Annotated in this window: 22 protein-coding genes and 1 tRNA gene; 13 read left to right on the forward strand and 10 right to left on the reverse strand. The window is 65.3% G+C overall.

Translation table 11 applies throughout. The features are described from left to right. Window positions 1–11: 11 nt before the first annotated feature. Entirely contained in the window at window positions 12–959 is a 948-nt protein-coding gene (locus A5645_RS06580) for an acyl-CoA dehydrogenase family protein (protein WP_065034115.1), read from the forward strand. Beyond that, window positions 956–1,717: an endonuclease/exonuclease/phosphatase family protein gene (locus A5645_RS06585; protein ID WP_065128974.1), complete on the forward strand. Its 762-nt coding sequence runs from the start codon at window positions 956–958 to the stop codon at window positions 1,715–1,717. The genes A5645_RS06580 and A5645_RS06585 overlap by 4 nt, the downstream gene beginning before the upstream one ends. Window position 1,718: 1 nt before the next feature. Here the strand turns inward: A5645_RS06585 and A5645_RS28080 are convergent, their stop codons facing one another. Further along, a complete protein-coding gene (locus A5645_RS28080; protein ID WP_172830481.1) occupies window positions 1,719–1,889 on the reverse strand; it encodes a hypothetical protein in 171 nt (56 codons plus the stop codon). Between the two features lie 38 nt (window positions 1,890–1,927). Further along, window positions 1,928–2,467 (reverse strand): cysteine hydrolase family protein, encoded by a 540-nt coding sequence (locus A5645_RS06590; protein ID WP_065034117.1) that lies wholly within the window; start codon window positions 2,465–2,467, stop codon window positions 1,928–1,930. A 128-nt stretch (window positions 2,468–2,595) separates the two neighbouring features. Between A5645_RS06590 and A5645_RS06595 the strand changes: the two genes are divergently transcribed. From A5645_RS06595 to A5645_RS06620, 7 genes are all read left to right on the forward strand, one after another. Further along, window positions 2,596–2,907 carry a hypothetical protein gene (locus A5645_RS06595; protein ID WP_065034118.1) on the forward strand — a complete coding sequence of 104 codons (312 nt, stop codon included), beginning with the start codon at window positions 2,596–2,598 and terminating at the stop codon, window positions 2,905–2,907. A gap of 112 nt (window positions 2,908–3,019) precedes the next feature. Then, window positions 3,020–3,319 (forward strand): DUF4193 domain-containing protein, encoded by a 300-nt coding sequence (locus A5645_RS06600; protein ID WP_065128975.1) that lies wholly within the window; start codon window positions 3,020–3,022, stop codon window positions 3,317–3,319. Between the two features lie 33 nt (window positions 3,320–3,352). After that, window positions 3,353–4,693, forward strand: coding sequence for a cytochrome P450 (locus A5645_RS06605; protein WP_155767876.1), 1,341 nt, complete (start codon window positions 3,353–3,355; stop codon window positions 4,691–4,693). A 101-nt stretch (window positions 4,694–4,794) separates the two neighbouring features. Further along, entirely contained in the window at window positions 4,795–4,950 is a 156-nt protein-coding gene (locus tag A5645_RS27580) for a hypothetical protein (RefSeq protein WP_099051209.1), read from the forward strand. Between the two features lie 141 nt (window positions 4,951–5,091). Next, a complete protein-coding gene (locus A5645_RS06610) occupies window positions 5,092–5,646 on the forward strand; it encodes a hypothetical protein (RefSeq protein ID WP_065034120.1) in 555 nt (184 codons plus the stop codon). Window positions 5,647–5,668: 22 nt separating this feature from the next. Then, window positions 5,669–6,985: a Dyp-type peroxidase gene (locus tag A5645_RS06615; protein ID WP_065034121.1), complete on the forward strand. Its 1,317-nt coding sequence runs from the start codon at window positions 5,669–5,671 to the stop codon at window positions 6,983–6,985. A gap of 11 nt (window positions 6,986–6,996) precedes the next feature. Beyond that, window positions 6,997–8,004 carry a hypothetical protein gene (locus A5645_RS06620; RefSeq protein ID WP_065128976.1) on the forward strand — a complete coding sequence of 336 codons (1,008 nt, stop codon included), beginning with the start codon at window positions 6,997–6,999 and terminating at the stop codon, window positions 8,002–8,004. 13 nt (window positions 8,005–8,017) lie between these two features. On the opposite strand, the gene A5645_RS06625 is transcribed toward A5645_RS06620, so the two are convergent. From A5645_RS06625 to ponA2, 5 genes are all read right to left on the reverse strand, one after another. Next, window positions 8,018–10,027 carry a PE domain-containing protein gene (locus A5645_RS06625; RefSeq protein ID WP_065128977.1) on the reverse strand — a complete coding sequence of 670 codons (2,010 nt, stop codon included), beginning with the start codon at window positions 10,025–10,027 and terminating at the stop codon, window positions 8,018–8,020. A 288-nt stretch (window positions 10,028–10,315) separates the two neighbouring features. Continuing rightward, window positions 10,316–10,389 (reverse strand) — tRNA-Pro (locus A5645_RS06630). Between the two features lie 61 nt (window positions 10,390–10,450). Then, window positions 10,451–11,566, reverse strand: coding sequence for an L-cysteine desulfhydrase Cds1 (gene cds1, locus A5645_RS06635; protein WP_065034124.1), 1,116 nt, complete (start codon window positions 11,564–11,566; stop codon window positions 10,451–10,453). Continuing rightward, a complete protein-coding gene (locus tag A5645_RS06640) occupies window positions 11,563–12,522 on the reverse strand; it encodes a metallophosphoesterase (RefSeq protein ID WP_065034125.1) in 960 nt (319 codons plus the stop codon). The genes cds1 and A5645_RS06640 overlap by 4 nt, the downstream gene beginning before the upstream one ends. A gap of 57 nt (window positions 12,523–12,579) precedes the next feature. Beyond that, window positions 12,580–15,024, reverse strand: a complete 2,445-nt coding sequence (gene ponA2 / locus A5645_RS06645) for a transglycosylase/D,D-transpeptidase PonA2 (protein ID WP_065128978.1) — start codon at window positions 15,022–15,024, stop codon at window positions 12,580–12,582. A gap of 360 nt (window positions 15,025–15,384) precedes the next feature. Here ponA2 and A5645_RS06650 point away from each other — a divergent pair, with 360 nt between their 5' ends. Then, a complete protein-coding gene (locus A5645_RS06650; protein WP_036362926.1) occupies window positions 15,385–15,735 on the forward strand; it encodes a WhiB family transcriptional regulator in 351 nt (116 codons plus the stop codon). Between the two features lie 497 nt (window positions 15,736–16,232). On the opposite strand, the gene bagB is transcribed toward A5645_RS06650, so the two are convergent. Both bagB and bagA read right to left on the reverse strand, forming a co-directional pair. Then, entirely contained in the window at window positions 16,233–17,375 is a 1,143-nt protein-coding gene (gene bagB, locus A5645_RS06655; protein ID WP_065128979.1) for an ATPase BagB, read from the reverse strand. Then, window positions 17,372–18,394 carry an ATPase BagA gene (gene bagA / locus A5645_RS06660; protein ID WP_065128980.1) on the reverse strand — a complete coding sequence of 341 codons (1,023 nt, stop codon included), beginning with the start codon at window positions 18,392–18,394 and terminating at the stop codon, window positions 17,372–17,374. The genes bagB and bagA overlap by 4 nt, the downstream gene beginning before the upstream one ends. A 40-nt stretch (window positions 18,395–18,434) precedes the next feature. Between bagA and sp36 the strand changes: the two genes are divergently transcribed. Genes sp36 through A5645_RS06670 form a run of 3 tightly spaced genes read left to right on the forward strand, consistent with a single transcriptional unit; the run spans window position 18,435 to window position 19,861 of the window. Beyond that, the gene (gene sp36 / locus A5645_RS27585) at window positions 18,435–18,596 is read left to right on the forward strand and encodes a Sp36 family protein (protein ID WP_099051178.1); all 162 of its coding nucleotides are present in this window, start codon (window positions 18,435–18,437) and stop codon (window positions 18,594–18,596) included. Between the two features lie 12 nt (window positions 18,597–18,608). Continuing rightward, window positions 18,609–19,064 carry a RidA family protein gene (locus A5645_RS06665; RefSeq protein ID WP_065128981.1) on the forward strand — a complete coding sequence of 152 codons (456 nt, stop codon included), beginning with the start codon at window positions 18,609–18,611 and terminating at the stop codon, window positions 19,062–19,064. A 5-nt stretch (window positions 19,065–19,069) separates the two neighbouring features. Then, window positions 19,070–19,861 carry an MBL fold metallo-hydrolase gene (locus A5645_RS06670; RefSeq protein WP_065034130.1) on the forward strand — a complete coding sequence of 264 codons (792 nt, stop codon included), beginning with the start codon at window positions 19,070–19,072 and terminating at the stop codon, window positions 19,859–19,861. On the opposite strand, the gene A5645_RS06675 is transcribed toward A5645_RS06670, so the two are convergent. After that, on the reverse strand, window positions 19,858–20,301 hold the full coding sequence (locus tag A5645_RS06675) for a GreA/GreB family elongation factor (protein ID WP_065034131.1): 444 nt from the start codon (window positions 20,299–20,301) through the stop codon (window positions 19,858–19,860). The genes A5645_RS06670 and A5645_RS06675 overlap by 4 nt on opposite strands. Window positions 20,302–20,321 lie beyond the last annotated feature (20 nt).

Genomic DNA, 20,321 nt, shown 5'->3' on the forward strand with positions numbered 1-20,321 from the left:
AGGCCGCGACGATGACTGCAGGGCTGGTGCAGCACTGGCTGGAGTCCGGGCGGCTGGAATTGCCGCTGCCGGCGTCCGGCTACACCGCAGAACGCTGGCAGCGCCTCGCGCGCCTGGCCGAGGACGACATCGCGGCCGCCCGCATCGCCGAAGCGCACGTCGACGCGGTCGCGATCCTGCACGAGCTGGGTGGCAAGCCACCGGAACCCAACCAATTGTGGAGCGTCTGGGCGGCCGAGGCTCCGGACGCGGTGCTCAACGCGGTCAACATCGCCGGTGACGAATTCGTGCTCAACGGCGTCAAACTATGGTGCTCCGGCGCCGGCTTCTGCTCGAACGCCCTGGTGACAGCCGTCATCGAAGACGGCGAAGTCGGACTGTTCGCAGTCACCCTGACCGATCCAGGGGTCAAACCGCTGCCCAGCACCTGGTGGAACCCCGGCATGGCCGGTAGTGACACTCGGTCGGTGCAGTTCAACAACGTGCACGCCATCCTGGTCGGCGAGCCGGGCGATTACCTGACTCGCGCCGGTTTCTGGCACGGCGCGATCGGCGTGGCCGCCTGTTGGTTGGGTGGTGCCCGGAGGGTCGCCGATCCGCTGTACCGCTGCGCCAGTACTGAATCGGCCGACGCGTACGCGCTGGCGCACCTGGGTGCGGTGGATGCCGCGCTGGCCGCCGGCGACGCGATGCTGGCCGTTGCGGCCGCGCACGTCGACGCGGACCCGTTCGACCGCGCGGGTACCGCCCAACTGCTGGCCCGGCGAGTGCGGGCGGTGGTGGAACACGCGGTCGACGAAGCGATCACCCGCACCGGTCGCGCGCTGGGACCGGGACCCCTTTGCGAGGACGGGCGGCACGCACAACGGGTCGCCGATCTGACCATCTACATACGACAAAGTCACGCCGAGCGTGACCTGGCTGAACTCGGACGGCTGGCCGGGCGGCGCAGCACTTGAGGGTCGCTACCTTCAACATCCTGCACGGCCGCACGGTCGGCAATGGGGTGGACCTGGAGAAGTTGCGGGAGTGCGTGCGTCGCCTCGATCCCGATGTGCTGGCCTTGCAAGAAGTCGACTTCGACCAGCCCCGATCCGGGAGGGCGGACCTCACCGCCGCGGCGGCCGAGGCGATGAACGCCGTCGAGCACCGGTTCGTAGCGGCCATCGCCGGAACGCCCGGCGCGACATGGATGGCCGCCACCGGCCGGGAACAACCCGGCACCGCCGCATACGGAATCGCGCTGCTGTCCCGGTACCCCGCGACCAGCTGGCAGGTCGTGCGGTTCCCGCGCATTCCGGTCCGCTTCCCGATGTACCTGCCTGGGCCCAACAAAGTGATGGTCGTCAACGAGGAACCGCGCGCGGCGGTCATCGCTCGGCTGCGGACTCCTTTGGGCGTGATGACCGTGGCCAATACCCACCTCTCGTTTGTGCCGGGGTGGAACCGTCGGCAACTACGGCGGCTCGTTCGAGACCTGCGCGGCCTACCCGGTCCACGGCTGCTGATGGGCGATCTCAATCTTCCGCCGTCAGTCGTACACCGCTGGTCGGGGATGCGCCCCCTGGCGTCGGCGACGACGTTTCCCGCGCCCGAGCCCGATCGTCAGCTCGACCACATTCTCACCGACGACCATGAACTCCGCGCGTCTGCCGCAACCGCGGACCTGATGCCCATTTCCGACCACCGACCGCTCGTGGTGGATCTGCACCGGTGACTCAGCCGTCCTGGCTGCGTGCTTCCGCGCCGGTCTCCCCGGCGTCGAAGTCGTCATCGGAGGCGGTACGCCCGACGTAGTTGCCGTCAGACTCGCGTCCGGCGCGCGATTTGGACTCGTGGTCCTCGGATTCGACGTCGGACTCGGCCTTTTCGGCGTTGGGGCCACTCATGGATACCTTCCCTGGATCAGGTCGTCGGGCTGTGTGTGTTACGGCAGGCAGCGGTCGGCGGGCAACAGTTCGGCACTCATGTTGCTTTCCATCATTCTCAGCGCCGCCGCACCTAACTCCTCGTCGATGTGGGCGACCGCGTCGCGCGGAACCACAACGTCGTAGTGGCGGAGGTAACCGTCGAGGGCGCTATAGAGAATGCACTGCTCGGTGACTTGGCCCGCCAGCACGATGCGTTCCGTCTCGAGCCGGTGCAGCAGGTAGTCCAGCGCGGTCGAGTAGAACACGCTGTGGCGCACCTTGGTGACGACCCTGGCGCCGGGCTCAGGAACCAAGGGCTTGACCAGCTCGGGCCGCTTGCCTTCCAGGGCGCTGTTGATGATCGCGCGGTGGTCGGCGGTGAAATCGCCGTGGTTGTCGTTGACGTAGATGAGATCGACGCCCTCGTGGGATTTCGCTTGGTCGACCAGCCCGACCAGGGGGTCGATGATGCTGGCGACGTTGTCCGCCAACGGTTCTGCGTCGGGGTGGTCGTAGTCGTTGAACATGTCGATGACCAAGACAGCGGTTTTACTCACAGACGACTAGTACCCGCTCTGCGGCAACTCAACAGGCCTCAGCCAAACCCGACGAAAGAGATGTCGTAGCAACTGTAGCTATAGGATATAGTAACCATAATTTGTTATTGCGAGCACCGGGAGCGGGCATGGTTTACATCGGAACAGACGTCGTGGCTGCCGGCTCCGCGGTGGCAGACGTTGAGGATGAACGGACGGTCAGCGTGCCGGGCGTGCTGTCCGCGGCTGTGTGGACGGTCGGACTGACCATCGGGCTGATGGCGATGGCCACGGGGCACGACCTGCTGGCCGGAGTAGCCCTGGTGCTTGCCATTGCATCGCCCTGGTTCGGCTTGGCTTGGGTTTCACACAATCAGCGGAACGCTTTTCGACGCCAGCGCAGTGCCGCGCCGGCCACGGCGGTAGCCCCGTACGCGGGCGGTTGGCCGGGCCGCTATTAGCAGATGCGTAGATTTTCCCGCGCGCGGGTGTGAGCGGGTTTCGAATTGGGTACTGCCTGTGCCAACGGGCGACCGCCACGGGGTCGCGAGCCCGGTCACAGGAGGGAATGCCATGCCTATTATCAGCGATTATGACGCACGCCGCGTGACCGAGGCTGACGCAGCCGACGGATCCCCGCTGGGCGAGCTCGGCCCGATGCCGAAGCTCGCCACGGCCGTCGTCGACGACGACCTCAATGACGCTCCCTTCTTTGAACTTCCGGGCGCGGACCTCTCCGGTGAAGAACTGTCGGTGGTAGTGATCCCGCAGCGCTCCGACGAGTTCACTTGCTCGAGTTGCTTCTTGGTTCAGCACCGCAACCGGCTGCGGATGTCCAGCGGTGGACGGCAGATCTGCGCGGATTGCATCTGAGGTCGTCATTGACCTAGGCGCTGGCACCGTGTTGTGTCGACAGTCGTGGCAGCGCCCCTGAGCCCACCGCCGGGCCTACCCGCACCACGCGGGGTCCGAAGCGCCGCAGCGGCAGCCTACGCAGTGGCATATCTCGTCGGCGGCGAGCGCCGGATGCTGCGGCTGATCCGCCGCTACGGGCCGATCATGACGATGCCCATTCTGAGCCTGGGCGACGTCGCGATCGTGTCCGATCCCGCTCTGGCCAAGGAAGTCTTCACTGCGCCGACCGACGTTTTGCTGGGGGGCGAAGGTGTCGGTCCCGCCGCGGCCATCTACGGCGCCGGATCGATGTTCGTGCAAGAAGAGCCGGAACATCAGCGCCGGCGCCGGCTGCTGGCCCCGCCGTTGCACGGTGCCGCGCTCAGCAGCTACGTGCCGATCATCGAAGCGTCCACCCGAGCGGCGATGTGCGACTGGCCGGTGGACCAGCCTTTCGAGATGTTGCACGCGGCGCGTGCCCTGATGCTCGACGTGATCGTCAAGGTGATCTTCGGCGTCGACGATCCCGACGAAGTGCGCCGCCTGGGGCAACCGTTCGAGCGGCTGCTGAATCTTGGTGTCTCCGAGCAATTGACCGTCCGCTACGCCCTGCGCCGGTTGGGCACCCTGCGGGTGTGGCCCAGCCGGGCCCGGGCCAACCGTGAGATCGACGACGTCGTCATGCCGTTGATCGCTGCGCGCCGCGGCGATCCGCAGCTGGCCGAGCAACACGACATTCTGGCGCTGCTCATGTGCACGCGGGGGGATGACGGAAAGTCGCTGTCCGACAGTGAGATTCGGGACGACCTGATCACCTTGATGCTTGCCGGACACGAAACCACCGCTACGGCGCTGGCATGGGCGTTCGACCTGTTGCTGCATCATCCGGACGCGATGCGACGGGTGCAGGAAGAAGCCCGCGAGGGCGGGGAGGCGTTCACGACGGCGGTGATCGACGAGACACTGCGGGTCCGTCCGCCGGCACCGTTGACGGCGCGGGTTGCCGCGCAGCCGTATCCCATCGGGGGTTATCTGGTCGACGCCGGAACGCGGATCGTCGTCCACATCATCGCCATCAACCGCAATCCCGCGGTCTACGATCACCCGAACGAGTTCCGCCCGGAGAGGTTTTTGGGTGTGCGCCCGCAGACGTACGCGTGGGTCCCGTTCGGGGGCGGCGTCAAAAGGTGTCTGGGCGCAGCGTTTTCGATGCGCGAGCTGATCACGGTGCTGCACGTGCTGGTGCGCGAAGGCGAATTCACCGCCGTCGACGCTGTGCCCGAGACGATCGTGCGACGTTCCATCATGCTCGCGCCGAGGCACGGCACCAGGGTCCGTTACCGCCCCCGCTAGGGTTACCGAACTGTTGTTTTGCATTGTGATTGGACCCCCCCATAGCTGGGTAATCCACGGGTGGATCGCTATTACACAGCGTTCAACAGAAGGGGCGCGACATGATTATTCTGGGGATCATCCTGTTGCTCGTCGGCTATTTCACCGGGATTAGCATCCTTTACACGATTGGCGGCATCCTCGTGCTCGTCGGTGTCGTGTTGTGGATCCTGGGAGCCGTTGGGCGCCCGGTGGGTGGCCGAAGGGTCTGGTTTTAGCTGCACTGGACGTCCAGTATCCAGTTGCCGTGACAACGGGGTCGATGCGGCAACTGGATACTGGCATGTTCGGCGATCGCTAGGTGATGCGCTCTCCTAGTGCTATTTTGGGCGCCTATCGGTACTAGGGAAGAGGCCGACATGGCGAACGCCCGTTGGGACCAACCTGCCGCACTCGCCCTTCCCAAGGGTGGGTATTTCGTGGCCGAGCGGGGCCGGTACGGTCCAACGTTCCCCCGAACGCCGGCCTGCTACGGATTCTCCATCATCGCGAAAGTCAAAGAGGGACGCGAGGACGCCATCCGGCGGCACGGCAAAACCATCGAAGAAGCGATCACTGCCAACCCCGGATTTCTTGCGCCGCTGCGGCTGCATTACCTGCGCTGGCTGCTTTTCGACGTGGGCGGCGGTTTGCATTTCCAGTATCAAGGAATCTTCGACACCGATTTCGACAAATACACCGAAGACGCTGTCATGCTGTTCGGCCAATCGGGCATCAACACCGTCTTCACCAACCTCGAAGGATTTCCCGAGGACTGGAAGGAAAACCCGGAATCCTTTGTGCAATTCGTGCGCGAGCACCACTTCCCCAGCTTCTTGGAGTACGGCGAGTATCCGTATGTCACCGCCGACGAGATCAAGAAGGCGCTACGTCTCAAGGACGCCTTCTCCACCATGCTCGACCAGATGCAGTGAGGTACGCCGGAGGAGAGCGGACATGCTGGAACTGGACGACATTCAGCACATACTGCTAACCCGCACGCCGGCGCTGACCGGGCGGTACGAGTTCCTCACCTTCGACGACCCGAGTTCAGGACGGGCGTGGTTGACCGAACTGCTCGACGTCGTTCAATCGGCGGCTGACGTGCGGGCCACCGTGGACAACTCGCAACGATGGGTAACCCTCGCGTTCACCTGGACCGGGCTGCGGGCGCTCGGGGTTGAGCAGGATGCACTCGACACCTTCCCTGATGCGTTCCGTGAGGGCATGGCGGCGCGAGCCGACATCCTCGGCGACACGGGCGCCAACCATCCCCGCCACTGGGTCGGCGGACTGGCCGGTGCGGATCTGCACGCGATCGCCATTCTCTTCGCCCGCGACGACGCCGAGTCGCGACGCTGCATCGATGAACACGACGCCCTGCTCGGCCGATGCTCCGGGGTCCGTTCGCTGTCACACCTGGAACTCAACGCCACACCGCCGTTCGACTACGCCCACGACCATTTCGGGTTCCGCGACCGCCTCTCTCAGCCAGTGATCAAGGGCTCGGGTGAGGAGCCGACTCCCGGATCCGGCGGCCCCCTGGAACCGGGTGAGTTCATCCTGGGCTATCCAGACGAAGAGGGTCTCGTCAATCTCCCTGAGCCGCAGACCTTGTCGCGTAACGGCAGCTTCATGGCCTACCGCAGACTGCAGGAGCACGTCGGATTGTTCCGGGAATACCTCGGAGCCAATGCCGCGACACCCGAGGATCAGGAACTGCTGGCGGCGAAGTTCATGGGCCGGTGGCGCAGCGGTGCTCCGCTGGTGCTCGCCCCCACCCATGACGATCCGGTGCTGGGCTCAGACCCGATGCGCAACAACAATTTTGATTACGGGAGGATGGACCCCTTCGGATACGCCTGCCCGCTCGGTGCGCACGCTCGCCGTCTCAATCCGCGCGACACCGCGCACAACATGAACCGCCGGCGGATGATTCGCCGCGGCGCCACTTACGGGCCGGACCTCCCCGACGGCGCACCCGACGATGGGGTGGACCGGGGAATCGCGGCCTTCATCATCTGCGCAAACCTGGTGCGGCAGTTTGAGTTCGCGCAGAACGTGTGGATCAACGACAAGACGTTCCACGAGCTCGGCAACGAACACGATCCGATTTGCGGGACACAGGACGGCACGCTGGATTTCACGGTGCCCAAGCGCCCGATCCGTAAGGTACACAAAGGACTTCCGGCGTTCACCACCTTGCGCGGCGGTGCCTATTTCTTCCTGCCGGGACTCAACGCCCTGCGCTATCTCGCCGAACTCGCCGGATAGGGGGTCGCAGCATGGCCCGACCCGCACGCACCTATAACCAAACTCACGTGCCGAGGGCACGCGACTGGCATCGGCGCGTCAGCATCTACTGGACCTGGAGCTATCCCTGGGAAGCCCAACGTGACCCGGCGGCAATGGAGAACCGGTTCTCCACCATCACCGAAGTCCGGAATGTCGCGTGGCCGGCCTACGAAACTGCGGAGTACGACGCGGCGAATTTCCTGCAAGGGGTCGCCGGCACCCTCGAACTGTTCCACCGCTCGACGCTGGACTTCCAGCAGTTGGTCGGCGAGATCACCGGGCACCCGGTGGCGGTTTTTCAGCGTGTCGACCAGGCGGGATATCGGCTACCCATCGATGACCGGATACTGGCCGACACTGACACACTCATGGTGTTCGGACTCGATCACCTCGCGTCCGCGCAGAGCGCCGACTCCGCTGAAGTCGAGGCCATCAAGCACTGGCTGAAACGGGACGGCACCTGCCTCGTGCTGGCGCCTCATCATGACGTCGGTTTCACCGACGACCTGGCCCAGCGGCAGGTGGAATACGAACATCACGGCGACCCCCTGGTGCCCCGCCAACAACGATTCACCGCGTACACGCGATCGTTGATGGCGGCGCTAGGCGTACCGGTGCACAACACTTGGGGATTACGACCCGCGCTGATCGATGGGACTCGAGAAATCGTGCCGTTGAACGGGTTTCGTGATCTCGACGAGCTGGGTTTGTTACGGGACGTGACGACGCTGAATTTCCATCAGCACTTGCCGCATTACGAGTTGACCCAGCCAGAGGATGCCTCGGTGCGAGTGCTGGGCCGGCAGCAGATCGACCCGGTGCGACCGCACCCCTTTACCGCAGCGGGCAACACCGAGTTCAATGCCCTGATCTGGCTACCGCCCGAGGGGACACGGGCCGGCGACATCGTGCTGATCGACTCCACCCACTTCACCACGCTGTTCGGCGGCACCGAAAGCCTGCGCAACCTGTGGCGAAACTTCGCCACCATGCGGTAGCGCGTATTGGGCGTTAAATGAACGGGTTCAGCACCGGCGGGATGATCTGGTTGCCGGTCACGCCAGTGAATCGGACAAAGATCTGTGCGGGGATGTTCAGGGCCTGGTAGACGCCGGCGCCGAGCCAAGACACCGGTAGCTGCAGGAAGCTGGGCACGGCGTCGACGATGCCTTGGATCGGGGAGTAGACCAGGTACGGAATTGTGGCAGCGACCGTGCGCGAATCCAGGATCAAGTTCGTTGCAATATCGGGGTAACCCTGCGCGGCGAAGTCGGCACTGAGCACGCTGAACAAGTTGGTGCCGGTGGCTGGTGGCGGCAACGCGGGATTCACGTAGGTGCCGGCGAAGCTGGCGTCCGTAAGAGGAGTGCCCTGCATGTACCCGGGCGTCTGCAGGCCGAATTGATCCAGGATCGTCGGCGTCGTATCGACGATCTGCCAGGAGTTGTTGATCCAACCGTCGAAGGTGTTGTTGCCGGCCGGATCCCACATGAGGAATGTCGCTGTCTCTAAAGGTGATTGGAAGCCGTGACCGCGGCCGAACTGGTTGGGGTCGATGTGGCCATGGTCGGTGACGATGAGGGTGGTCCACTCCTCGCCGGGATGGGTTGGCTGCCACATCTGCTCCCAGTCGGCTACCGCTCCCAAAACCCCGCTGCCACCTACCGTTTGCTGGCCAAGCTGCATGTCCATGTTTCGTAGGGCCGCTGTGTACTCGGGGGAGGCGCCGCCGTATGCATGGCCCATTTCGTCGACACCGACGAAGTAGGAGAAGATGAGATTGCCCTTGTCGGGATTCGCGGTCATGATCGCCTCCCGGGTCAACTGGGTGACCTGGGCTTGGGATGCAAACCAATACGGGTCATCCGCGGAGTGCCCGACGAAGTGGACGTTGTCGGCTGGGAACGCGCCAGCGCCGGCGATGTCGGTGATGACGGGCCAGTTGCCGATCACCGTGGTGTTGATGTTGTCGCCGAAGGTGCCTTCGAGGTGGTTGTACACCGTCGGCCAGTTGTCATAGGTCCACGGGGTGAAGACATTGTTGGTGACGCCCGCCGTCTCGCTCCACACACCGGTTTGAATGGTCGTCCACGAGGGGTTGGAGACGCTCGTGTGTCCGACGATTGTTGATGCGGCGGTAGTGCTCTGCAGCATGAACTGGTGGAAGTTGGGGGTGCCGTCAGGGCCGGCGCCGAGCGCCAGGATTCTGCTCAGATTGGTGCCGTCCGTGCCGATCAACAAGAAGTTTTCGTCCGGCGCGGTCGCCAAGAGGGCCGCGAGCGCATTGGCGTCGGACGGCACGAACAGCGTGTTCCCCATGCCGAACCCGCCTGCGCCGTTGGCGCCCGGAGAGCCGAACGGGGACAGGGCGCTCCCACCGAGGCCACCGAACCCGTAGGTAATCGTGCCGACCCCTCCGGTGCCGCCGGCCCCGCCGTTACCCCACAGCAGGCCGCCGGTGCCGCCGTTGCCACCGATTCCGCGGTTGATACCACCGGTGCCACCGATGCCACCATTGCCGATCAAACCGGCATTGCCCCCGCGCCCACCGGCCTGACCCGCTGCGCCCGACCCACCCATGCCGCCATTGCCCCACAAAAGGCCGCCGTCCCCACCGGCCTGACCCGTCCCGGCGACACCGTTGGCGCCGTCACCGATCAGCGGACGGCCCAACAACAGGTTCGTCGGGGCATTGATCGCACCCAGAATCTGGTCGGCGACAGGCTGCAGCGCGCCGAGGTTGGCCGTCTCGGCGGCCGCATAAGCCCCGCCGGCGGCCCGCAATGCCTGCGCGAATTGGTCTTGCAGTCCGGCCACCTGAGCGCTGAGCGTCTGATATTCCTGGGCGTAGCCGGAGAACAGCGATGCGATCGCCGTCGACACCTCATCGCTCGCGGCGGCAATCAGCGTGCCGGTCGGGGCCAACGCCGCCAGGTTCGCCGCTTTCGTCCAGTTGGCTATGCCCGCGGCCTGCGCCGCTGCGGTGGTCATCACGTCCGGGGTAGCGATCAGGTACGGCATCAGGGTCCTCCTGCCTGGCAACTATGCCAACGGACGATGTGACGATGCCCATCATGGCACGATTCCCGACGCTTGTGATCGAGAAAAAAATGTGAGTACGAATGATTTTGGAGTGTTTGCTCCTGCCTGGCCCCCCGGGCATCCGAATCATCATCTGGACCCACGCCAGCTAACCCTCGACGGGAGCGTGGACTGTCAGCCCGCAACGTTCCTACTGGCAGAAGAAAAGAAAAAATCCGAACCCTGATTGAAGGTCCGGATCTATTCCGATGTCTTGAGACATCAAAGTCGGGGTGGCGGGATTCGAACCCACGACCTCTTCGTCCCGAACGAAGCGCGCTACCAAGCTGCGCCACACCCCGCATGAAGCCTCGACAGCCTATCGCACCGAGGCAGCGACCTCCCAAACGGCAGGTCGGCGCCTCAGTTCCACCGACAGCTCCGCTCGAACTCGATCAGGGCCTGGGCGGGCGCGGTCGGATCCAGTCCCTGCGCGGCCACCCACTCGTCACTGAAGTACGTGTCCGAATAACGGTCACCGCTGTCGGCCAGCAAGGTGACCACCGAGCCACCGCGCCCCTCGGCGACCATCTCGGCCAGCAGTCCGAAGGCGCCCCACAGATTGGTGCCCGTCGAGGGCCCCACCCGACGGCCTAACACGGCGCTCACGTGACGAGAAGCCGCGATTGACGCCGCATCGGGCACCGAGACCATCCGGTCGACGACCGAGGGTAGAAACGACGGTTCTACCCGGGGTCTGCCGATGCCCTCGATCCGCGACGACGCACCCGTGGTGGCGTCTGGCCGTCCTTCGGCATAGGCGGGGAAGAATGCGGAATTCTCCGGGTCGACGACGCACAACCGGGTAGCGTGTCGCCGGTACCGGATGTAGCGGCCGATCGTCGCGCTGGTGCCCCCGGTGCCGGCGCCCACCACGATCCAGCTGGGTATCGGGTGTGATTCGTCGGCCATCTGCTGATAGATCGACTCCGCGATGTTGTTGTTGCCCCGCCAATCCGTGGCGCGCTCCGCGTTGGTGAACTGATCCAGGTAATGACCGCCCGTCTCTGCGGCCACCCGTGCCGCCTCGGCATAGACCTCACTGGATTTTTCGACGAAATGGCAACGGCCCCCGTGTGATTCGATCAACGCGATCTTGGCCGCACTGGTGACCGCGGGCATCACGGCAACGAAGGGTAACGCCAGCAGCGCGGCGAAGTAGGCCTCGGACACTGCCGTGGAGCCCGACGAGGCCTCGACCACCGTGGTTCCCTCATCGATCCATCCGTTGCACAACGCGTACAGAAACAGCGACCGAGCCAACCGGTGCTTGAGGCTTCCGGTGATGTGCGTCGTCTCGTCTTTGAGGTAGAGCGCCACCCGGGCTCCGGGGCCCTCACCCGACCAGGCCGACGGCAGGGGATAGCGCAGCAAATGTGTGTCGGCGCTGCGACGTGCATCGGCCTCGATCAGCCGGATGGCGTTGTCGGCCCAGGCGCGGGGCTGACTGCGGACCGCGATGCGGGTCCGCTCGGTCAACGCACCGAAACGGTTGGCTGCGAGCGACCGAGGTTGCTGGTCGCGTCCCGGTCACCCATCGGAGTGGCGATCAGGGTCAACAGAGTGGCTTCGGGCCGGCAGCAGAACCGCACCGGCGCGAACGGTGAGGTCCCGATGCCCGCCGAGACGTGCAACAGCATGTTCGCGCCCCACCGGGACGTTCCCTTGGCCCGGGAGCGGTCCAGACCGCAGTTGGTCACGATGGCTCCATAGAACGGCAGGCACAGCTGGCCACCGTGCGTGTGTCCGGCCATCACCAGTTGGTAGCCGTCGGCGGCGAAGCGGTCCAGCACCCGCGGTTCGGGCGAGTGGGTCAGGCCCAGCCGCAGGTTGGCCGCCGGGCTGGCCGGCCCGGCGATGGTGTCGTAGCGGTCCCGGTCGATGTGCGGGTCGTCGACGCCCGCGGCGGCAACGTGCAGACCGGCAACCTCGAACTCGCGGCGAGTGTGGGTCATGTCCAGCCAGCCGCGTTCGGTGAAGGCCGCACGCAGATCCTGCCAGGGCAGCGGTTCGCCGCGCACCCGGTGACCCGGGTTGCTCAGATAGTTCACCGGGTTCTTGGGGCGAGGACCGAAATAGTCGTTGCTGCCGAAGACGAAAACCCCGGGCCGGGACAGCAAGTCGCCCAGCGACTGGACGACGGCCGGCACGGCCTTGGGGTGTGCCAGGTTGTCGCCGGTGTTGACCACGAGATCGGGATCCCAGCTGGCCAACTCACGCAGCCAGGCCTGCTTGCGCCGCTGGTTGGGCGTCATGTGCAGGTCACTGATGTGCAGCACCCGCAGGGGCGTGGAACCCGGACTCAGGACGGGAATCGTCACCTCGCGCAGCACGAAGGCGTTCCGCTCTACCAGCGCGGCGTAACCCACCCCCGCGACCGCCGAGCCCAGGGCGGCGGCACCGGTTCGTAGCAACACGGGCAACACTTCAGGCATGACGGCAAGTTTACTGCCGGTATGTCGCTTGACGCGCGTGTCTTGCGCCAACCACTCCTACGGGGGTGGCGGCGGCCCTCCCGGTGGCGGTGGAGGTGGTGGTGCCAGCAGTGGAATCGTGATCGGCGGCAGCCCAGGTATCTCGACCACCTGGGATCCGACGACCTCCGGCGGCAGACCACCGTCCGGCGGCGGCGGAGGTGGCGGCGGGATCCCGTTACTGATCTGGATGGTCACGATCGAACCCGGAATCGTCTGCCCGGTGGGCGAAGTTCCGACCACCTCGCCGTACTTGGCGGAACTGTTGACCGAGTTGGGCTGGTCGGCTACCTGGAACCCGGCGTCGCGCAGGCGCTGTCGGGCCTGATCGATGTCGAGGCCGGCCACGCTGGGCACCCGCCCGGCAGGCGAGCCGTCTACATAACGCGGATCGGTGGGCGGCAGGTGCACCTCGCCGAAATTGTTCGCGATCGGCTGCAGCGCGGTGAACCAGGTGCGAGCGGGCTCGTTACCGCCGTAGAGGTCGCCGCTGCCGCAGTGCCGAAGCGGACCCGAACACAGGTCGGTCGGGGAGGGCGAGTCGTCGTAGATGTAGTTGGCCGCGGCGTAGCGGTTGGTGAAGCCCACGAAACCGGAGGAGCGGTGCGCCTCGGTGGTACCGGTCTTACCGGACACCGGCAGGTTCCAGCCTGCCGCCCCAGCCGAACCCGCCGCCGTGCCACTGCCCACCGCGTCCTTGCTCATCGCGTTGGCGAGGGTGTTGGCCAGCCCTTCGGGAACCACTTGCTCGCAGGTTTCGGTGGTGACCGAGACCTCGTTGCCGTTGCGGTCGATCAGCTTGTCGATCGGGTTCGGCGGGCACCACATGCCGCCCGAGGCGAGCGTGGCCGCCACATTGGACAGCTCCAGCGCGTTGACCTCAATCGGGCCCAGCGTGAACGAGCCGATGTTCTGCCGTTTGACGAAGTCGGCCAGGCTCTCGTTGCTGTCCGGGTTGTAGTCGCGGGCGGTACCGGGATTGGCGTAGGAGCGCAGACCGAGCTTGATGGCCATGTCGACCGCGCGGGAGACACCGATCTGCGAGATCAGCTTGGCGAATGCGGTGTTGGGTGAGGTTGCCAGCGCGTCGGTCACATTCATCGATCCGCGGTAGTTCCCGGCGTTGACGACGCACCAGGTGTCCTTCGGACACCCTTTCGCACCGCCGCTGCCCAGGCCCTTCGCCTGGAAGCGAGGCGGCACGTCCAGGTTGGCGTTGATGCCCATGCCCATGTCCATGGCGGCGGCGGTGGTGAAGAGCTTGAAGATCGACCCGGCGCCGTCGCCGACCAGGGAGAACGGTTGCGGGCGCATGGTCTCACCGGCCTCGGTGTCCAGCCCGTACTTACGGTTGCTGGCCATTGCCACGACTTTGTGAGATGTCTTGCCCGGCAGGATCACGCTCATCACGCTCGAGATGCCGGACAGCGTCGGGGGAGCGAACTTGTCGATGGCCGCCTTCACCGGGACCTGCACGTCCGGGGCCAGCGTGGTGCGGATCAGGTAGCCACCCCTGGCCACCTGTTCCTTACTTATACCGGCGCGCGAGAGGTATTCCTGGACGTAGTCGCAGAAGAAAGCCCGGTCACCGGCGGCGATGCAGCCCCGGGGCAACTCGTTGGGTTGCGGCAGGATGCCCAGCGGCTGGGCCTTGGCCGCCCGCAGCGCTTCCGCCTCGGACGGGATGTTCTCGATCATGGTGTCCAGCACCAGGTTCCGTCGGGCCAGCGCACCTTCGGGGTTGGTGTAGGGGTTCAGCGCGCTGGTCGACTGCACCATGCCGGCCAGCAGCGCCGCCTGCTGCCAGTTCAGGTCGATCGCGTTCACGCCGAAATAGGTTTGCGCGGCGTCCTGCACTCCAAAGGAGTTGTTCCCGAACGACACCAGGTTCAGGTAGCGGGTCAGGATCTCGGGCTTGGTGAAGGTCTTGTCCAGCGTGAGGGCCATCCGGATTTCACGCAGCTTGCGTGCCGGAGTGGTTTCCACGGCGGCGCGCTTCTCCGCGTCGGTCTGAGCGGTGACCAGCAGCTGGTAGTTCTTGACGTACTGCTGTTCGATGGTCGAGCCGCCCCGGGTGTCGATGTCACCCGAGGCGTAACCGGCCAGGCCGGTCAGTGTGCCCTTCCAGTCCACGCCGTTGTGATCGGCGAACCGCTTGTCCTCGATCGAGACGATCGCCAGCTTCATCGTGTTGGCGATCTTGTCGGAGGGAACCTCGAAGCGGCGCTGAGAGTAAAGCCACGCGATGGTGTTGCCCTTCGCGTCGACCATCGTCGACACCGCGGGGACCTGCCCCTCCAGCAGCTGGGCCGAGCCGTTGGCCACAACCTCCGAGGCGCGGTTGGACATCAGTCCGACGCCGCCGGCGAAGGGGAACATCAACGCAGTGGCCACGACGCTGGCCAGCAAGCAGAAGCCGGCCAACTTCAACAGCGTGAGTGCGACCGGGGGACGCTCGGACATGCGTACTACAGTAGCGACCCCCTGCGACGCTGCCGCGCCGCGCGGGTGGGAAAAAATTCTTTAGCAGGTGTCCCACTGTTCCGCTACCCCCGTTTGGGGCTAAACTTACGGCGACGTCACTGGTCAGAGGCCCAAAATGGGACAGGCAGACCCTGCTTTCCCCGGCCGCCCGGTACGAGACGGGACGATCGTCCCAGAAAAAGCGTTATCGGACTGTTGCGTAATTGCCACCTGACCACCTAACTTATATCTGCAGTGAGATTCAGGTAACACCGATGCGCGCAGTGTGGGCCAAATCGCTCCATCGGCTGGAACCGGGTTGGGCGGTCGCGACAGCGGCCGGGAGGAAGGGAACAGCTCGTGTCAGGAACACGTCCGGGCGCACGGAGGACCAACCTCACGTCCACGGGTAACCTTCTCCGCAGCGTCGAGGCTGAGGAGCGCATCACCTGGGTATCGCAGGCGCTCTGCCGGGCAACCGATCCCGACGAACTCTTCGTACGCGGCGCCGCGCAGCGCAAGGCCGCCGTGATCTGCCGCCACTGCCCGGTAATGCAGGAATGTGCCGCAGACGCCCTGGATAACAAGGTGGAGTTCGGCGTATGGGGCGGCATGACGGAGCGCCAGCGTCGCGCCCTGCTCAAGCAGCACCCTGAGGTGGTTTCCTGGTCGGACTACCTGGACAAGCGCAAGCGTCGCAACATCATCTGATCCACCGGAAGACGCCCCTGCCGAACCGGCGGGGGCGTCCGCTTGTCATTGCGAATGTGTTACAAGTTAGCTGGCCGTATCATCGCGGAAAGGCTGTTTTGGCAGCTCAGAGGGCGTTTTTCGATTACCGAACAGCTGTCCAGATCGAATCGCCGTTAGATCGGCGTTTAATAAGCGCCGTGCGGACGGCATCGTCGCTGGTGGCAGCCCGATCGCTGGCCGCCTTCTCGCGCATTCCCGGTGGCGAGCCGGTGGCGATGGCACTGAACCGGTTCAGGCGTGGATCGGTGGGTGATACAGGGGCAGTGGGCGCACCGCCATTGGGCGCTATGTCATTACTTTTCTGTTACAGCTTAGCCGAGCGTAATACTATGTGTGGCCTGTTTGCCCTGCTCAAAGCGATTTCCAGCGTTAATTCGGTGATTAAGCGCTCAATGTGATCTTGAATCGCCGTCGAATATCACCGGGATGATTGCGCATAACCGCAGATCAGCGCGCTAGGTGGCGGTGATCTGGTCGGCGAGGGCGCGCAGCGCTTCGAGGTCCGAGACGTCGAACGGGAGCGACGGCACTCCGACTACCGGCACGTGCGGGTTGGCCCCGGTGAAGCGGGACAGCAACCGGATCTCCCGCTTGGCGGTCTGCGCCCGATCGGCATGGATGTGCAGGACCGCCGACGCCAGCGCCGCCGCTTCCGAGTCGGCCCCCTCGGTGTCGAGTTTCTCGGCCGCATCGATGGCCCGCTCGACGGGCAACGAGCACAACATCGGGTGGGTGCGGTTCAGCACCAGTCCCGCCAGCGGCATCCCCTCCTGGGAGAGCCGGTCGACGAAGAACGACGCCTCCCGCAGCGCGTCAGGTTCGGCAGCCGAGACGACGACGAACTGGGTGCCGCGCCGCTTCAGCAACGCATAGGTGCGGTCGGCCTTCTCCCGGAAGCCGCCGAACGTCGCGTCCAGTGACTGCACGAACGCTGCGGCATCGCCCAGCATCTGGGAACCGAGGATCGTCGACATCGCCTTCATGGCCAGGCCCATCGCTCCGGTCACCAGCCTGCCGATGCCGCGTCCGGGCGCCAGCAGCAACCGCCACAGGCGACTGTCCATGAAACTGCCCAGCCGTTTGGGCGCGTCCAGGAAATCCAGTGCGTTGCGCGAGGGTGGGGTGTCGACCACGATCAGGTCCCAACGGTCCTGCGCCAGCAACTGCCCGAGCTTCTCCATGGCCATGTACTCTTGCGTGCCGGCCAGCGACGTGGCGACGGTCTGATAGAACTGGTTGTCCAGAATCGACTGTGCGCGAGCCGATCCCGAGTACTGCACCACCATCTCGTCGAAGGTGCGCCGCATGTCCAGCATCATCGCGTGCAGCTCGCCGGGCACTTCGGGTGCGAGGGGCACGCGCTGTGGTGTGTTGCCAAGATCGTTGACGCCCAACGCTTGTGCGAGTCGCTTGGCCGGGTCGATGGTCAAAACCACTACGGTGCGCCCATATTCGGCGGCGCGCAGCGCAATCGCCGCGGCGGTGGTGGTCTTGCCGACCCCGCCCGCCCCGCAGCAGACCACGACGCGGTTGCTGGTGTCGGCCAAGATGGCCGCCATGTCCAGGGGCGTCGGCTTGTGTGGCGGCGGCGTGGTCATCGAACCCCCTGCTGTGCAAGTACTTCCGAGAGCTCATACAGACTGCCGAGGTCGACGCCGTCGGAGATGGTGGGTAACTCGAGTCGCGGAACGCGTAGGGCGTCGAGTTGTTGAGCCGTCTCGGAACGGGCCGCGATCCGGGTGGCGTGCTGGATGGTCTCGGTGAGCAGTCCGGCAAAATCCGCCTCGTCCAGTTCGACCCCGGCCATCGCCAAACCGGAGCGCACCGAGTCGGCGTCGACCACACCCTCGGCGGCCTTGGTGAGATCTCCGGGTTCCAGGTACGCGGGGATATTGCGATTGACGATCACGCTGCCGATCGGCAGTTTCATCTCGGCCAGTTCCTCGATGGCCTCCATCGTTTCCTGAACCGGCAACGCTTCCAGCAGCGTGACGAGGTGGATTGCGGTCTGATCGGAATGCAGCAGCTTCACCACACCCTCGGCCTGGGAGTGCACCGGCCCGCCCTTGGCCAGATCCGAGACCGCCTTGGTGACGTCCAGGAAGCGGGCGATGCGGCCGGTCGGGGGAGCGTCGACCACGATCGCGTCGTAAAGCGGTAGCCGGTTCTTGTCGACCCGGATCACGGTCTCCTTGATCTTGCCGGTGAGCAGCACGTCGCGTAGGCCCGGCGCGATCGTGGTGGCGAACTCGATCGCGCCGATGCGCCGCATTGCGCGGCCCGCGATGCCGAGGTTGTAGAACATGTCGAGGTATTCCAGGAATGCGGCCTCGATGTCGATCGCCAGGGCATTGACCTGGCCGCCGCGTTCGGCCGTCGCGATCTTGACTTCCTGGTAGGGCAGTGGCGGGACATCGAAGAGCTGCGCAATCCCTTGCCGCCCTTCGACTTCGACCAGCAGGACCTTTCGTCCGCCGGCGGCCAGGGTCAGCGCCAGGGCTGCGGCGATGGTCGACTTCCCGGTACCGCCTTTTCCGGTGACGAAGTGCAGGCGGGCCTTCGATAGGCGCGACGGCCACCCGACGGAACTACCGCCGCTAGAAGTGTTTGCCACCATCGCATGCTAGCCGTTGCGGTTTGGCCGATAAGCTCGCGGCATGACCCAACCCACCACATGGGAGTACGCGACGGTTCCGCTACTCACCCACGCGACCAAGCAGATCCTCGACCAGTGGGGCGCTGACGGCTGGGAGCTGGTCTCGGTGTTGCCCGGGCCCACCGGTGAGCAGCACGTCGCCTACCTGAAACGACCCAAGTAAGGCGGCGGGACGATGAGCGCGAAAGCTCGCCTCCAGCAGCTCGGCATCGCACTGCCGGAGGTGGCGTCGCCGCTGGCCGCCTACGTGCCCGCGGTGCGCACCGGCAACCTCGTCTACACCGCCGGCCAGCTGCCGTTGGAGGCCGGCAAATTGACGCACACCGGAAAGGTCGGGGGTGAGGTCACCCCGGAACAAGGCAAAGCGCTGGCGCGGATCTGTGCGCTCAACGCGTTGGCCGCGGTGGATTCACTGGTGGGGCTCGACTCGGTGACCCAGGTGATAAAGGTCGTCGGTTTCGTCGCCTCGGCCCCCGGATTTCACGGGCAGCCGGGCGTCGTCAACGGCGCATCCAACTTGCTCGCCGAGGTGTTCGGCGACAGCGGCGCGCACGCACGTTCCGCCGTCGGGGTCTCCGAGCTCCCGCTGGACGCGCCGGTGGAGGTCGAGCTGATCGTCGAGGTCGGTTAGCAGCTGTGGCCGAGGCAGTCGAGACGCTGACGCATCCCGCCTACGGCCAGCTGCGGCCGGTCACCGACACGGCATCGGTACTGCTCGCCGACAATCCCGGTTTGATGACGCTGGAAGGCACCAACACCTGGGTGTTGCGCGGCCCGCGCAGTGACGAGCTGGTGATCGTGGACCCCGGGCCGGACGACGACGAGCACATCGCACGGGTGGCCGCGCTGGGCCGCGTCACCCTGGTGTTGATCAGTCACCGGCACTCGGACCACACCGATGGCATCGACAAGCTGGTCGAACTGACCGGGGCCACCGTCCGGTCCGCCGGCAGTGGGTTCCTGCGCGGCTTCGGTGGCCATCTCATCGACGGCGAGGTCATCGACGCCGCCGGCCTGAAGATCAAGGTGATGGCCACCCCCGGCCACACCGCCGATTCGTTGAGCTTCGTGCTTGACGACGCGGTATTGACCGCCGACACGGTGCTCGGTCGCGGCACCACCGTGATGGACAAGGAAGACGGCAAACTCACTGACTACATGGAGTCGCTGCAGCGGCTCCGGGGGCTCGGACGCCGCACGGTGTTGCCTGGCCACGGGCCCGACCTCGGCGATCTGGAAAGGGTGGCCCAGGGATACCTCGTCCATCGGCAGGAGCGGCTGGAGCAGGTGCGCGCCGCGCTGCGTGAACTCGGTGAGGATGCCGGTGCCCGGCAGATCGTCGAGCACGTCTACACCGATGTCGATGAGAAGCTCTGGGACGCCGCCGAGTGGTCGGTGCAGGTGCAACTCGATTATCTGCGCGCCTAGCGGCCTCCCGCGTCGATGTCGATCAGGGTCACTGGCACAGCCGCACCCTCCGGCGTCAGCACCTGCCGCCGTTCTCCGACACGTGCCCCGACAACGGCCCGACCGATCGGCGACCGAAGGGGGTAGATCTTCTTGTCGGTGTCGCAGGCGCCGTATCCGCCCAGCATGAATGTCTCGGTACGGCCGCTGTCGTCATAGCGGACGGTGACCAGCTTCCCCGGTTCGGCGACAGCGTCTCGCTTAGGGTGTTTCGCGCGAGCCAGCAGACGCTCGAGGTGGCGGATGCGGGCGCGCCGCGCTCGATACCCGAGCAAGTCTTCGCCGGTATCCACCAAGTCGTCGGCGACTTCGACGCTGGGTCGGGAGCGCAACGCGGTGAGTTCGTTCTGCAGGCGGTTGTACTTGGGGCGAGTCATCGGAACGTGTTCAACTGCAGTCATTTTCGTACTACCTCCTGATG

It is taken from the genome of Mycobacterium asiaticum, from assembly GCF_001673635.1.
Classification (GTDB): domain Bacteria; phylum Actinomycetota; class Actinomycetes; order Mycobacteriales; family Mycobacteriaceae; genus Mycobacterium; species Mycobacterium asiaticum_C.